The organism is Pseudomonas sp. O39 (assembly GCF_045447295.1).
Classification (GTDB): domain Bacteria; phylum Pseudomonadota; class Gammaproteobacteria; order Pseudomonadales; family Pseudomonadaceae; genus Aquipseudomonas; species Aquipseudomonas antarctica_A.
The window spans coordinates 18,823-32,433 of record NZ_JBJGXV010000029.1 but is presented as its reverse complement, the minus strand read 5'-3'; the positions used below and the strand labels follow the sequence as shown (position 1 = coordinate 32,433).

At 60.6% G+C, this 13,611-nt stretch carries 13 protein-coding genes; 3 read left to right on the top strand and 10 right to left on the bottom strand.

The genetic code is table 11. The features are described 5' to 3' along the window. Nucleotides 1–32 precede the first annotated feature (32 nt). Nucleotides 33–638: an LPS assembly lipoprotein LptE gene (gene lptE / locus ACI77D_RS26265; RefSeq protein ID WP_064454273.1), complete on the bottom strand. Its 606-nt coding sequence runs from the start codon at nt 636–638 to the stop codon at nt 33–35. An 88-nt stretch (nt 639–726) separates the two neighbouring features. Continuing rightward, on the bottom strand, nt 727–3,333 hold the full coding sequence (leuS, locus tag ACI77D_RS26260; protein ID WP_407017778.1) for a leucine--tRNA ligase: 2,607 nt from the start codon (nt 3,331–3,333) through the stop codon (nt 727–729). Nucleotides 3,334–3,594: 261 nt separating this feature from the next. Between leuS and ACI77D_RS26255 the strand changes: the two genes are divergently transcribed. Then, nucleotides 3,595–3,912 carry a hypothetical protein gene (locus tag ACI77D_RS26255; protein WP_064454271.1) on the top strand — a complete coding sequence of 106 codons (318 nt, stop codon included), beginning with the start codon at nt 3,595–3,597 and terminating at the stop codon, nt 3,910–3,912. A gap of 97 nt (nt 3,913–4,009) precedes the next feature. Further along, nucleotides 4,010–4,771, top strand: a complete 762-nt coding sequence (locus tag ACI77D_RS26250) for a YdcF family protein (protein ID WP_407017777.1) — start codon at nt 4,010–4,012, stop codon at nt 4,769–4,771. 123 nt (nt 4,772–4,894) lie between these two features. Here the strand turns inward: ACI77D_RS26250 and lnt are convergent, their stop codons facing one another. The 5 genes from lnt to miaB form a co-directional block, all read right to left on the bottom strand. Continuing rightward, nucleotides 4,895–6,418 (bottom strand): apolipoprotein N-acyltransferase, encoded by a 1,524-nt coding sequence (gene lnt / locus ACI77D_RS26245; RefSeq protein ID WP_064454269.1) that lies wholly within the window; start codon nt 6,416–6,418, stop codon nt 4,895–4,897. An 8-nt stretch (nt 6,419–6,426) separates the two neighbouring features. Then, nucleotides 6,427–7,266, bottom strand: coding sequence for an HlyC/CorC family transporter (locus tag ACI77D_RS26240; RefSeq protein WP_015373027.1), 840 nt, complete (start codon nt 7,264–7,266; stop codon nt 6,427–6,429). 43 nt (nt 7,267–7,309) lie between these two features. Continuing rightward, on the bottom strand, nt 7,310–7,768 hold the full coding sequence (ybeY, locus tag ACI77D_RS26235; RefSeq protein WP_407017776.1) for an rRNA maturation RNase YbeY: 459 nt from the start codon (nt 7,766–7,768) through the stop codon (nt 7,310–7,312). Next, nucleotides 7,761–8,762 (bottom strand): PhoH family protein, encoded by a 1,002-nt coding sequence (locus tag ACI77D_RS26230; RefSeq protein WP_407017775.1) that lies wholly within the window; start codon nt 8,760–8,762, stop codon nt 7,761–7,763. The genes ybeY and ACI77D_RS26230 overlap by 8 nt, the downstream gene beginning before the upstream one ends. 226 nt (nt 8,763–8,988) lie before the next feature. Beyond that, nucleotides 8,989–10,317, bottom strand: coding sequence for a tRNA (N6-isopentenyl adenosine(37)-C2)-methylthiotransferase MiaB (gene miaB, locus ACI77D_RS26225; protein ID WP_053258162.1), 1,329 nt, complete (start codon nt 10,315–10,317; stop codon nt 8,989–8,991). 131 nt (nt 10,318–10,448) lie between these two features. On the opposite strand from miaB, the gene ACI77D_RS26220 reads away from it, so the two are divergent. Further along, the gene (locus ACI77D_RS26220) at nt 10,449–10,775 is read left to right on the top strand and encodes a DUF1820 family protein (protein ID WP_003194436.1); all 327 of its coding nucleotides are present in this window, start codon (nt 10,449–10,451) and stop codon (nt 10,773–10,775) included. A 129-nt stretch (nt 10,776–10,904) separates the two neighbouring features. Here the strand turns inward: ACI77D_RS26220 and ACI77D_RS26215 are convergent, their stop codons facing one another. From ACI77D_RS26215 to thiE, 3 genes are all read right to left on the bottom strand, one after another. Continuing rightward, complete coding sequence (locus ACI77D_RS26215; protein ID WP_064454266.1) at nt 10,905–11,459, bottom strand: tetratricopeptide repeat protein; 555 nt, start codon at nt 11,457–11,459, stop codon at nt 10,905–10,907. Between the two features lie 225 nt (nt 11,460–11,684). After that, nucleotides 11,685–12,968 (bottom strand): glutamate-1-semialdehyde 2,1-aminomutase, encoded by a 1,284-nt coding sequence (gene hemL / locus ACI77D_RS26210; protein ID WP_064454265.1) that lies wholly within the window; start codon nt 12,966–12,968, stop codon nt 11,685–11,687. An 11-nt stretch (nt 12,969–12,979) separates the two neighbouring features. Then, complete coding sequence (gene thiE, locus ACI77D_RS26205) at nt 12,980–13,609, bottom strand: thiamine phosphate synthase (protein WP_064454264.1); 630 nt, start codon at nt 13,607–13,609, stop codon at nt 12,980–12,982. Nucleotides 13,610–13,611 lie beyond the last annotated feature (2 nt).

Sequence of the window (13,611 nt, the reverse complement as noted above, 5' to 3'; positions counted from 1 at the left end):
GCGAACGGGGCGCCAAAGGCGCCCCGTCTGGCTTACTCGACAGGGACTTCAACAGGCGATTGTTTCGGCGTGTTGTCTTCATACTCTTTCGCGGCTTTCAGGGCATCGGCGTCAGCCTTGGCCTTGTTGTCGGCAGTTTGCTGCAAGGCTGCGAGTTTGTCCGGGGTCAGCTGCTGCAAGCGGACCATCAGACGCTGCACCAGCTCACGACGCATTTCCTTGCGAACCTGGATGATCTCCGAGTCCGAACCCACCAGGTTGTTACCGTCGTGGCTCACGACCTTCTGCACTTCAACCTTGTCACCCATCAATGGCAGGTGGTCGCGGCCTTGCAGTTCGTAGATCACCAGGCTGTTCAGCTCAATGTCGGACGCACGGCCGGCACTGGCGTAGCTGAGGTTACGCTGGGTTTCTTTCTCGTCCACCAGGACCAGTTTGTAGGTCGCGCCGGCAGCGACACGCACACCGCTACTTTCCAGGGTCTGGCGCAGTTGCGTCACGGTATCGCCATAGGCGTTACGGGCGCTGACGTCCAGTTCCTTGATGCTCAGTTCGTTGGTGCCGGTGCCACGCAGCTGAAAGCCGCAAGCGCTCAGCAGCACAGCGAGGCCCATCACCAGCAAATTGCGTTTGATCATTTTGTTGCTCCCCTTGAAACCATGTGGGCCTTATCGAGGCCTTAAAGGTTTAGTTCGGCGCAGGGCTCAAGCCCTGCGCCCGATCCGATTAGCTGGCGACGATATTGACCAGTTTGCCAGGCACTACGATCACTTTGCGGATCGTCAGGCCTTCGGTAAAGCGCAGCACGTTCTCGTTGATACGCGCAGCCGCTTCCACGTCTTCACGACTGGCGCTGGCCGGCATGTCGATCTGGCCACGCAGTTTACCGTTGACCTGAATCACCAGTTGCAACGTGTCCTGTACCAGGGCGCTGTCATCCTGAACCGGCCATTCGGCGTCGATCACCGCGCCGTCGTGGCCCAAACGGTTCCACAGTTCGTGGCTGATGTGCGGCGTGATTGGCGCCAGCAGCAGCACGACCGTTTCCAGGCCTTCGTGTACCAGCGCGCGGTCCTGTTCGGTGGCTTGCGGCGCTTTTTCCAGCACGTTCATCAGCGTCATCACCTGAGCGATGGCGGTGTTGAATTTGTGGTTCTGCCCGACGTCCTGGCTCGCTTGGCGAATGGCCAGGTGCGTGCTGCGACGAATGGCTTTCTGTTCATCGTTCAAGGACGCCACGTCCAGCTTGCCCGGAAGGCCCAGGCTGACATGGGCGTGCGCCAGGCGCCAGACGCGCTTGAGGAAGCGGTGCGAACCCTCGACGCCGGAGTCGGACCATTCGGCGCTCATGTCAGGCGGCGAGGCGAACATCATGAACAGGCGGCAGGTGTCGGCGCCAAACTGATCGATCATCGACTGAGGGTCGACGCCGTTGTTCTTCGACTTGGCCATCTTCTCGGTGCCGCCGATTTCCACCGGCAGGCCGTCGGCGATCAGCTTGGCGCTGATGACCTTGGCTTTGCTGTCACGCTCGAGTTCGACGTCGGCCGGGTTGAACCAGGTGTAGGCGCCATTGGCTTCGCGGCGATAGTAAGTATCGGCGATCACCATGCCCTGGGTCAGCAGGTTCTTGAACGGCTCATCGGAGCTCACCAGGCCTTCGTCGCGCATCAGCTTGTGGAAGAAGCGCGCGTAGAGCAGGTGGAGAATGGCGTGCTCGATGCCACCGATGTACTGGTCCACCGGCAACCAATGGTCGGCTGCGGATTTTTCCACCAGGCCGCCTTCATAGTGCGGCGAGGCGTAGCGAGCGTAGTACCAGGAGGACTCGACGAAGGTGTCCATGGTGTCGGTTTCACGCTTGGCCGGTGCGCCGCATTTCGGGCAGCTGCATTCGTAGAACTCGGGCATGCGCGCCAATGGCGAACCCGCGCCATCCGGCACCACGTCTTCCGGCAGTACCACCGGCAACTGGTCTTCCGGCACCGGCACATCACCGCAGGTTTCGCAGTGGATGATCGGGATCGGGCAGCCCCAGTAGCGCTGGCGGCTGATGCCCCAGTCGCGCAGGCGGAACTGGGTGCGCGAAGCACCGAGGTTTTTCTTGATCAGTGCGACTTCGATGGCGTCGAAGGCGCCTGCGAAGTCCAGGCCGTCGAATTCGCCGGAGTTGATCAGTTCGCCGTGCTCGCCGTAGGCATCTTGCCACGGGGCCGGGTTGGTATCACCCGAGCTGGTGCGTACTACCGATTTGATCGGCAGGTTGTACTTGGTGGCGAATTCGAAATCGCGCTCGTCGTGGGCCGGCACAGCCATTACCGCGCCATCGCCGTAGTGCATCAGCACGTAGTTGGCGACCCATACCGGCAGCTTCTCGCCGGTCAGTGGGTGCTCGACGAAGAGCCCGGTTGGCAGGCCTTTTTTCTCCTGGGTGGCGACGTCGGCTTCGGCCACGCTGCCGCCTTTGCATTCGGCGATGAACGCCTGCAGCTCAGGGTTGTTCTGTGCGGCCTGGGTGGCCAGCGGGTGTTCGGCGGCCACGGCGACATAGGTCGCGCCCATCAGGGTGTCCGGACGGGTGGTGAAGACTTTGAGTGCGCCCGCTTCGCCGATCGAATCGACGTTGTACGGGAATTGCACTTCCATGCCCTTGGATTTGCCGATCCAGTTGCGCTGCATGGTCTTGACCTGTTCAGGCCAGCCCGGCAGATCGTCGAGGCTCGACAAGAGTTCATCCGCGTAGGCGGTGATCTTGAAGTAGTACATCGGGATTTCGCGCTTTTCGATCAGCGCGCCGGAACGCCAGCCGCGACCGTCGATGACCTGTTCGTTGGCCAGTACGGTCTGGTCGACCGGGTCCCAGTTCACGGTGCCGCTCTTTTTGTAGATCACCCCTTTTTGGAACAGGCGAGTGAACAGCCATTGTTCCCAACGGTAGTAATCCGGCTTGCAGGTGGTCACTTCGCGGGACCAGTCCACCGCCAGGCCCAGGCTGCGCAGCTGGGTCTTCATGTAGGCAATGTTTTCGTAGGTCCACTTGGCGGGCGCCACGTTGTTTTTCATCGCGGCGTTTTCCGCCGGCATGCCGAAGGCGTCCCAACCCATGGGTTGCAGGACGTTCTTGCCGAGCATGCGCTGGTAGCGCGAGATGACGTCGCCGATGGTGTAGTTACGCACGTGCCCCATGTGTAGCTTGCCGCTGGGGTAAGGGAACATCGATAGGCAGTAGTAAGTCTCCTTGCCTGGCTGTTCACTGACTTCAAAGGACTTTTGCTCGTCCCAGAAGGTTTGGGCGGCATTTTCTATTTCACGGGGCTGATATTGTTCGTGCATGGCTACTTTTGAACTGAATAGGGGTGGCCTAATCCTCTTCGGTGCAACGTTCAGGTTGATCGACACCAAAAAGCGGCGCGTCCGTGCCTAAACCCTGCGGGAAGTGGAGTTACAGGAAGCGCCGTAGCATACATGACCCCACTCTATCGAGGGAAACCCTGATTGCGCAGGCAGGGCCGTCTGTCGCGGCGCCAGGCAGGTGCAGCGATGGAGACTACGCTGTTTATTGGGGAGTGAGTCTTATCTTCAATGAGGTGAGGGATGGTTGAATCGCAGCGAACTTTAACGAAACCGCAGTTGTACGAAGGACTGATCGACCGTTTGGGTCGGGCATTGGATGCTGCAAGAACCGCAGGCCGATTGCGTGATGAACGGCCTCTGGAACTGGAGTTGCGAGGCTTGAGCCAGGCAGAGCTTGAATTGATCAAGGTCTACCTGGAATTGAATCACCACCGTGCCTCTCAGGAGCAGGCTTCCCCGCCTGTTCAAGGGCCCTCGCGTTCGGCCAAGGTGATCTGGCTGAAAGATGTGGCTGCCGGTCGCGGCCCCGAAAAACACCGGGCCGTACGGTGCAAGTGAAGCACAGCGTTACCCGTTAGCCTTCTCGAAATAGGCTGGTAAAGATTGTCGCTAAACCCCGTTGCATCTAGGCTTCGGGCATCTGTGGAGATGCCCGATGCCTTTTCGTTATTTCATTAAACAATTGCTCTTGCCGCCCGGTATTTTTTTGCTGTTGCTGGCGTTTGCCTGGTGGTTTCGTAAAAGCCGCCCGCGCCTGGCGGGCTTCTGCTTTGCGGTGGGGTTGGGCGGGATGTGGCTGATCAGCTTGCCGGTGGCGGTGCAATGGGGCGCACATGCCCTGGAGACCGAACCGCCCTTGGCTCGTGAAGAGTGGGCAACGCTGGCCCAGCGCGCCGATGCGATTGTGGTGCTGGGCTCCGGGCGTGAACGGGGTGACCCCGCATGGGGCACCGACCAACCCACCGGGATCGGGCTTGAACGCCAGCGTTATGCCGCGCGGCTGGCCAAGGCGTCCGGCTTGCCGGTGCTGACCAGCGGCGGCTTGCACTACGACACGCCGCCGAGTGAGGCCGAGCTTATGGCGGTGTCGATGCAGGATGATTTCGGCGTTACGGTACGCTGGAAGGAAGAGCGCAGCCGTACCACCTGGGAAAACGCGCAGATGAGCGCCGGGATTCTATTGCCGCAAGGCATCAAGCGTGTGGTGGTGGTGACCCAGGCCTGGCATATGCCGCGCGCAGTCTGGAGCTTTGAGAAGGCCGGTTTCACTGTGGTGCCGGGGCCGGTGGGCTTTTTGGGCGTGGACAATGCCCGACCGTTGGGCGGCTGGATGCCTGAGTTTGTGTCGGTGTGGCGCAGCGGGCAGTTGATCAATGAGGCGGTGGGGCAGGTGGGGTATCGGTTGTTTTGTCGATAACGCCGCAATTCAAAATGTGGGAGCGGGCTTGCTCGCGAATGTAGTGGTTCAGCCAGCCCATACAGTGACTGACACCCCGCTTTCGCGAGCAAGCCCGCTCCCACATTGGTTTTGCAGTGTCTGTTAAACCGTTTTGGACATCCGGCCCGCCAGCAGCGCCCAGCCAAACAAGCCCAGGCACACGATGATCAGCGGCCACGAGCGCCATTGCAGGTACGGCGTCAGGTTGTGCATCGGCACCACTTCACCGTAGAGAATCCCGCGCTCGAACTGCGGGATCTGCTCGGTGATCTGCCCAAACGGGTTGATCAGGCCGGTGACGCCGTTGTTGGTCGCGCGGATCATCCAGCGTCCCGCCTCCAGTGCGCGCATCTGCGCCATTTGCAGGTGTTGCAGCGGGCCGATGGAACGGCCGAACCAGGTGTCGTTGCTGATCGTCAGCAACAGATCGCTCTGGGCCGACAGGCCGGCGGCAAATTCCGGGTACACCACTTCATAACAAATGAACGGCGCAATCTGATAGCCCTTGGCTTGCAGCATCGCCTGATCGGCAGGGCCGCGGGCGAAGTCCGACATCGGCAAGTCGAAGAAGGCAATCACGCCACGCAGCATGTCTTGCAGCGGCACGTATTCGCCAAAGGGCACCAGCTTCTGCTTCAAGTAAGTGCCTTCGCCTTCGCCGACCACCGTGATGCCGTTGTAGTAGCGCTTCTGGTGGTGCACTTCCTGGCGGATCGGCACGCCGGTGATCAGCGCGGTGTGCCGGTCGGCAGCGAACTTGCCCATCATGCCCAGGTAGCCTTCGACGGATTCCTTGAGCACCGGTACGGCGGTTTCCGGCCACACCAACAGGTCGACTCGCTTGGAGCTGAAACTCATGTCGCGGTACAGCGCCAGCTGCGCATTGAGCTGCTCGGGGTCCCACTTCATGCTTTGTTCGACATTGCCCTGCACGGCGGCCACGCTCAGGGGGGCGCCAGAAGGCGTCGTCCAGGCGTGATGCTTGAGCGCCAAACCGATGGCCCACGGCGCAACCAGCAGCACCAGGCCCGCACCGATAAAGCCGTTGCGCTTGCTCGCCAGCAGGCGCGGCAGGTTGCACAGCACGGCAGCGGTCAGTGCCAGGGCGAAGGAGATCAGCCACATCCCGCCCAGCGGCGCGAGGCCGGTGAGTGGGCCGTCCAACTGGCTGTAGCCGGAGTACAGCCATGGGAAACCGGTCAGGAACCAGCCACGAAACGCCTCCTGGCCAACCCACAGCGCAGCAAACGTCAGCGCATCGGCCAGCGGCGCTTCATTACGACGCAACCAGCGTGCCCATAACCAGGCGGGCAGGGCGAAGAACCAGGCAATGGCAGCGGTAAACAGCAGCATCAAAAAGCCAGCGAGCAACACCGAAGCGCCGCCGAAGTGGTGGATGCTGTAGTAGATCCAGCTGGTGCCGGCGCCAAACAGGCCGAACCCGAAACACCAGCCACGGCCCAGGGCCTGACGGGGTGTCAGTTCGCGCAGGCCGATATAGAACAATCCGACTGCCACCAGTGCAAACGGCCACAAGTCGAACGGCGCCAGCGCCAGGGTAGTGATGGCGCCGGCCACCACAGCCAGCAAATTACCGGGCCAGCCGGGTGCGATCATACGGCGCATGTCAGTCCTTAGCGGGCAATAGGTGTCAGGCGAATCAGATGGATGCGGCGGCTGTCGGCATTCAGGATGCGAAAGCGATACGCGCCGATCTCCGTGGTTTCGTTACGCTTGGGCAGGTGCCCGAACGCACTCATCACCAGGCCACCCACGGTGTCGAACTCATCGTCGGAGAATTCGCTGTCGAAGAACTCGTTGAAGTTCTCGATCGGCGTCAGAGCCTTGACCAGGAAGTCACCGCTGGGCAGTGGCTTGATGTAGCTGTCCTCTTCGACGTCGTGCTCGTCTTCGATGTCGCCGACGATCTGTTCCAGCACGTCTTCGATGGTCACCAGGCCCGCTACGCCGCCGTATTCGTCGATCACAATGGCCATGTGATTGTGGTTGGCGCGGAATTCGCGCAGCAGCACATTCAGGCGCTTGGATTCAGGCACGAAGGTGGCCGGACGCAGCAGGTCCTTGATGTTGAAGTTGTCGCCGTTCTCCTTGAGGATCAACGGCAGCAGGTCCTTGGCCAGCAGGACACCCATGACGTCGTCATGGCTTTCACCGATAACCGGGTAGCGCGAGTGCGCCGAATCGATCACGGCCGGGAGGAATTCCCGTGGGGTCTGGGTCGCCTTGATGCTGATCATCTGCGAACGCGGGACCATGATGTCCCGAACTTGCAGGTCAGCCACCTGGATGGCGCCTTCGACGATGGCCAGCGCTTCGCTGTCCAGCAACTTGTTCTGATGGGCCTCGCGCAGCAGCTCAAGCAGCTCCTGGCGGTTTTTCGGCTCGTGGGCAAAAGCCTGGGTCAGTTTACCCAGCCATGACTTCTGCCCGTTGCTCGATCGGTCTTCGCTCATAGCGATTACTCTAAATCCTTTGTTGTGTCAGTAAGGTGTCGTTTCAGTTTTCGTCGTCAGCGTAAGGGTCACGGTGACCCAATTCTGCAAGCAACGTTTGTTCCAGTGTTTCCATTTCCTCGGCTTCGTCATCGTCTATATGGTCGTAACCCAAGAGATGCAAGCAGCCGTGGATGACTAGATGGGCCCAATGGGCCTCAAGTTCCTTGCCTTGTTCCTTTGCTTCGCGTTCCACCACCTCGACGCAGATCACCAGATCGCCCAGCAACGGGATATCCAGTAACTCATCCGGTACGTCGGCGGGGAAGGACAGCACGTTGGTCGCGTAATCCTTTTGGCGCCAGGTGTGATTCAGTTCACGGCCTTCGGGCTCGTCCACCAGGCGGATGGTCAGTTCCGAATCCGCGGTGCGCTGGCGCAGGGCCAGTGCGCACCATTGGCGGAACTGGGCTTCGCTGGGGGCGGGCGCTTCGGTGGCCAGCTGCAGGTCAAGCTCAAGCATCGCGGCGAACGTCCTTGGCGGGGGCGTCATCTTTGTGCTCGAAACGCTCGTAAGCCTCGACAATGCGCTGCACCAACGGGTGACGCACCACGTCCTTCGGCATGAAATGCGTGAAGCTGATGCCCGGCACGTCCTTGAGTACGTCGATCACCTGCGCCAGCCCCGACTTGGTGCCCTTGGGCAGGTCGACCTGGGTCACGTCACCGGTGATAACGGCCGTGGAACCGAAACCGATACGGGTGAGGAACATCTTCATCTGTTCGACGGTGGTGTTCTGGCTTTCGTCGAGAATGATGAAGCTGTTGTTCAAGGTACGGCCACGCATGTAAGCCAGCGGGGCGATCTCGATAACCTGGCGCTCGATCAGCTTGGCCACGTATTCAAAGCCGAGCATCTCGTAGAGCGCGTCATAGAGCGGGCGCAGGTACGGGTCGATCTTCTGGGCCAGGTCGCCGGGCAGGAAGCCGAGCTTCTCGCCAGCCTCGACCGCCGGGCGCACCAGCAGGATGCGGCGCACTTGCTCGCGCTCCAGGGCATCCACCGCACAGGCCACGGCCAGGTAGGTCTTGCCGGTACCGGCGGGGCCGATGCCGAAGTTGATGTCGTTGCCGAGGATTTCCTTGACGTAGCGCTGCTGATTCAAGCCGCGTGGGCGAATCATGCCTTTTTTGGTACGCAGGGCCACGCTGGCTTCGGCCACCGGGTTGTTGGCCAGGTCTTCCACGGCAGATTCCTGCAGGTACAGGTGCACGGTCTCCGGCGACAGCTCACTGCCCTTGGTTTCGCGGTAGAGGCGGCGGAGCAGGTGTTCTGCAGACGTGGTGTGCTGGGGTTCACCAATAAGCTCGAACTGATTACCGCGGTTGCGGATCTCGATACTCAGGCGTTGTTCGATCAGGCGCAGGTGCTCGTCGAACTGTCCGCACAGGTTGGCGAAACGGCGAGCCTCAAAAGGCTCGAGGAGAAAACGATGGGGTTCTATGGGTGCGTTCAAGGTCGCTTTTAGCCGCCCTTTGGCTGTTGAGATGAAAGAGAGGATAACGCCAGTGGCGCGGGTACGAAAGCACTTATCTAGCCCAAGTGCAGCACGGTTCCCATGTGGGAGCGGGCTTGCTCGCGAAGGCGGTGGGTCAGCTAATACATGTATCAACTGATCCACCGCCTTCGCGAGCAAGCCCGCTCCCACATTTTGATCTCAATCAGTCAGAAATATGGGTGGGTTACTGCACCAGCGAGCCGCGCAACGAGTGCGGTTGCGCCGCATCAATGTGCACATCGGCGAACTGGCCGATCAGGGTTGGGTTGTCGCAACGGAAGTTGACGATTCGGTTGTTCTCGGTACGGCCTTGCAACTCGCCGGGGTCTTTTTTCGAATAATCGGTGACCAGGATGCGCTGGATCGAACCGACCATTTGTCGGCTGATCTCGAAACCTTGCTGGTTCAGGCGGTGCTGCAGCGCATTCAAACGCTCTTTTTTCAGCGCTTCCGGCGTCTCATCCAACAGGTCGGCGGCCGGGGTGCCTGGGCGCTGGCTGTAGACGAACGAGTATGAGAAGTCGAAGCCGACGTCCTCGATCAACTTCATGGTTTGCTGGAAGTCTTTCTCGGTTTCACCAGGGAAGCCGACGATAAAGTCCGAGCTGATGCAGATACCCGGCACCGCCGCACGCAATTTGCGCAGTTTGGATTTGTACTCCAGCGCGGTGTGGTTGCGCTTCATCGCAGACAGGATGCGGTCCGAGCCTGACTGCACCGGCAAGTGCAGGTGTTTGACCAGCTCCGGCACCTCGGCGTGGGCCTGGATCAGGCTGTCGGAAAACTCCAGCGGGTGCGAGGTGGTGTAGCGAATACGCTCAATACCATCGACGGCGGCGACCACGCGGATCAGCTCCGCCAAGTCTGCCAGGCGCCCATCGTGGGTCTGGCCGCGATAGCCGTTGACGTTCTGGCCCAGCAGGGTGACTTCGCGCACGCCGTTTTCGGCCAGGTGGATGATTTCCGACATCACGTCGTCAAACGGCCGGCTGACTTCTTCGCCACGGGTGTAGGGCACCACGCAGAAGGTGCAGTACTTGCTGCAGCCTTCCATTACCGACACGTAAGCACTCGGCCCGTCGATGCGCGGCTCGGGCAAGTGGTCGAATTTTTCGATTTCCGGGAACGACACGTCCACCTGCGGCAGCTTGGTGATGCGTGCTGCGTCGATCATTTCCGGCAGGCGGTGCAGGGTTTGCGGGCCGAATACCACATCGACATACGGCGCGCGGTCGCGGATCGCAGCGCCTTCCTGGCTGGCCACGCAACCACCGACGGCGATCACCATCTCCGGGTTGGCCAGTTTCAATTCGCGCCAGCGGCCCAGCTGCGAGTACACACGGTCCTGGGCCCGCTCACGAATCGAGCAGGTGTTGAGCAGGATGACGTCGGCATCTTCGGCGCGGGCAGTGACTTCCAGGGCCTGGTGTTCGCCCAGCAGATCAACCATGCGCGAGCTGTCGTACTCGTTCATCTGGCAACCGTGGGTTTCGATGTAAAGCTTCTTGGCCATGGGAATCGTCAACTGGTGGTAAAGAACCGCGCATTATAGGGGGCATGTCCATTGGTTCCTAGCGCTGTGCATCGGGTGCCATGCTATAGTTCGCGCCCTCTTTTATATCCCCGATGTGTTATTCGCCCACCATGACGAAACGTGAAGCTCCAATCTACAAGGTGATTTTCCTTAACCAGGGCCAGGTGTTCGAAATGTACGCCAAGCAGATCTATCAAAGTGATCTGTGGGGTTTCCTGGAAGTGGAAGAGTTCGTCTTTGGCGAGCGCACCCAGTTGGTCGTCGACCCGGGCGAAGAAAAACTCAAGGCGCAGTTTGAAGGCGTGGTGCGCAGCTTTGTGCCGATGCATTCGATTGTGCGCATCGATGAAGTGGAGCGCCTGGGCACGCCGAAGATCAGCGAGGCACGTGGCACCAGCAATGTGATGCCGTTTCCGATGCCGATGCCTGAGAAGTAGGCCGTTAGACCGAGTCGACCCTTTCGCGAGCAAGCCCGCTCCCACACTTAACCGCATTCCAAGGCTGGAACTCGATTAAGTGTGGGAGCGGGCTTGCTCGCGAAAGCGGTAGTAGAAGCGCTGAATAATTCAGGGCAGTGGCGAGAAGGGCGAACGCCCATCGGCACTCTGCAATTCCTGCAGGTAATTGCGGAAGATCTGCCCCAGCACCTGCGTCGCCACTTCCAACTCATCGCGCTGCATGTGCTCGGCAACTTCGTCGGCCGTGTCCAGTGCGTCTTCCGCACCGTTGACCGCCGCCATTTTCAGCACAATGTACGCCTGGACGTTATTGGCCGGCACGCCTTCGCCTTTGAAGAACATATTGCCCAGCTGGAATTGTGCCTGGGCGTGGCCCTGCAACGAAGCCTTCTCGAAGTAGCTCAGGGCTTTGTTGAGGTCGCGGGCAGGGTTTTTTTCGTCGTGGTAGTACTGGCCCAACTCGTATTGCGCCTGCGCATCCCCGCCTTCAGCCTGTTTCTGGCACGCGCTCAGGGCTTCGGCCTGGCTGTCTGGCTGGGTATTGAGGGTGCAACGACCCATCGCTGGGATTAACAACGAGTTGCCGCCTGCTTGTGCATGTGCCAGCAGCGGCTGAAGGAGCAACAGGCAGCCCAGAACCAGGGTGCGGCCGGTGCGTTTCATGGGAATCGACTTACCTCTGACGGGGCACGCGGACCCTCGGGGAGTCCAATAAGCGCGCATTATGAAATAAGCAGGCCCCTGCTTACAAAGTCTTTACTCGTTTTTCTGCTGCGTAGGCAAGTTATCTGCCGGATTGCAGGTGATTTCTCGAAAAAAGTAGGAAATCTCTGTAGGCAAGGTAGCAAATCTGACGCCGCCAGGGGCAGCGTCAGATTTATCTGCCCCTTACTTCAGGGCCGCGAAGGCGCGCTCGGCAGCATCCAGGGTCAGTTTCAACTCCGCTTCGCCATGGGCGATCGACGTGAAGCCGGCTTCGAAGGCGCTCGGTGCCAGGTAAACCCCACCTTCCAGCATCAAGTGGAAGAAGCGCTTGAACAGGTCGGCATCGCTGCCCATCACGTCATCGAAAGTGACGATATCGTCGGCGCCACTGAAGTACAGGCCGAACATGCCGCCCGCCTGAGTGGTGACAAACGGAATGCCGGCAGCATCGGCGCGCTGTTGCAGGCCATCCAGCAGTCGGGTGGTGTAGTCAGTCAGCTCGGCGTGGAAGCCCGGGCGGCTGATCAGGCGCAGGGTGGTCAGGCCGGCGGCCATGGCCAGTGGGTTACCCGACAGGGTGCCGGCCTGGTAGACCGGGCCCAGCGGTGCGATGTGCTGCATGATTTCGCGTTTGCCGCCGAAGCAACCCACCGGCATGCCGCCACCGATGATCTTGCCGAAGGTGCTCAGGTCCGGCGTGACGCCGTAATAAGCCTGGGCACCACCGAGGGCAACGCGGAAACCGGTCATCACTTCGTCGAAAATCAGCACCACGCCGTGCTTGTCGCACTGTTCGCGCAGGCCTTCAAGGAAGCCCGGCGCCGGTGGCACGCAGTTCATGTTACCGGCGACCGGCTCGACGATGATGCACGCGACCTCTTGACCGACTTCGCTGAGCATCTGCTCGACGGCGGCGATGTCATTGAACGGCAGCGTCAGAGTGTGTTTGGCAAACGCTGCCGGCACACCGGCCGAGCTCGGTACGCCCTGGGTCAGCAGGCCTGAACCGGCTTTCACCAGCAGGCTGTCGGAGTGGCCGTGGTAGCAGCCTTCGAACTTGATGATGCTGTCGCGGCCGGTGAAACCACGGGCCAGGCGAATCGCGCTCATGGTGGCTTCGGTGCCGGAGCTGACCATGCGCACCATTTCCATCGACGGCACGATCGAGCACACCAGGTCGGCCATCTCGGTTTCCATGGCGGTCGGGGCGCCATAGGACAAACCGTGCTGCAGTTGCTGGCGCACTGCGTCCAGCACGTCCGGATGGCTGTGGCCGAGGATCATCGGGCCCCAGGAACCCACATAGTCCACGTAGCGCTTGTCATCTTCGTCGGTGACGTACGCGCCTTCGGCATGCTTGAAGAACAATGGCGTGCCGCCCACGCTCTTGAACGCACGCACGGGGGAATTCACACCGCCGGGGATGTGTTTCTGGGCATTGGCAAACAGGGTTTCGGAACGGGACATGATCGGGCTCTCTAAACTGAATACTTAAGAAGATCGTTGAACGCGCGCGCACGGCGCGTGACTTCCTGGGTGCTGTCGGCACCGAACAGACCGTGCACCACGGCGAGCAGGTCGGCACCGTGGGCCACCAGCGGTTCGGCGTTCTCCAGGGTGACGCCGCCGATCACGCAGATCGGCAGTTGCAAGCGTGTACGGGCCTGGGCCAGCATTTCAACGGTGGCGGCGGGTGCGCCGGGCTTGGTGCTGGAGTTAAAGAAGCGACCGAAGGCGACGTAGCTGGCGCCTTCTTTGGCGGCTTGTTCGGCCAGTTCGATCTGGCTGTGGCAGGTGGCGCCGATGATCGCCTTGGGGCCCAGTAATGCTCGGGCCGGGGTCAGCGGGCCGTCGGTCTGGCCCAGGTGCACGCCGACGCCCAGGCGCGCGGCCAACTCGGCGTCATCGTTGATGATCAGATGGGTCTTGTAGCGCGAGCACAGCTCTCGCAACTTCTCGGCTTCACGCAGGCGGCGGGCTTCGTCGCTGCTTTTATCGCGGTACTGCAACAGGGTCACACCGCCGTCCAGCGCCGCTTCGACGTAGGCGAGGAATTTGCCGGCCAACAGTTGGCTGTCGGTAATGGCGTAAAGGCCACGTAGTTTCATGG

Excerpts from the sequence above, each read along its gene's own strand:
- lptE (WP_064454273.1), bottom strand. The coding sequence starts at position 638 with ATGATCAAACGCAATTTGCTGGTGATGGGCCTCGCTGTGCTGCTGAGC.
- leuS (WP_407017778.1), bottom strand. The coding sequence starts at position 3,333 with ATGCACGAACAATATCAGCCCCGTGAAATAGAAAATGCCGCCCAAACC.
- ACI77D_RS26255 (WP_064454271.1), top strand. The coding sequence starts at position 3,595 with ATGGTTGAATCGCAGCGAACTTTAACGAAACCGCAGTTGTACGAAGGA.
- ACI77D_RS26250 (WP_407017777.1), top strand. The coding sequence starts at position 4,010 with ATGCCTTTTCGTTATTTCATTAAACAATTGCTCTTGCCGCCCGGTATT.
- lnt (WP_064454269.1), bottom strand. The coding sequence starts at position 6,418 with ATGCGCCGTATGATCGCACCCGGCTGGCCCGGTAATTTGCTGGCTGTG.
- ACI77D_RS26240 (WP_015373027.1), bottom strand. The coding sequence starts at position 7,266 with ATGAGCGAAGACCGATCGAGCAACGGGCAGAAGTCATGGCTGGGTAAA.
- ybeY (WP_407017776.1), bottom strand. The coding sequence starts at position 7,768 with ATGCTTGAGCTTGACCTGCAGCTGGCCACCGAAGCGCCCGCCCCCAGC.
- miaB (WP_053258162.1), bottom strand. The coding sequence starts at position 10,317 with ATGGCCAAGAAGCTTTACATCGAAACCCACGGTTGCCAGATGAACGAG.
- ACI77D_RS26220 (WP_003194436.1), top strand. The coding sequence starts at position 10,449 with ATGACGAAACGTGAAGCTCCAATCTACAAGGTGATTTTCCTTAACCAG.
- ACI77D_RS26215 (WP_064454266.1), bottom strand. The coding sequence starts at position 11,459 with ATGAAACGCACCGGCCGCACCCTGGTTCTGGGCTGCCTGTTGCTCCTT.
- hemL (WP_064454265.1), bottom strand. The coding sequence starts at position 12,968 with ATGTCCCGTTCCGAAACCCTGTTTGCCAATGCCCAGAAACACATCCCC.
- thiE (WP_064454264.1), bottom strand. The coding sequence starts at position 13,609 with ATGAAACTACGTGGCCTTTACGCCATTACCGACAGCCAACTGTTGGCC.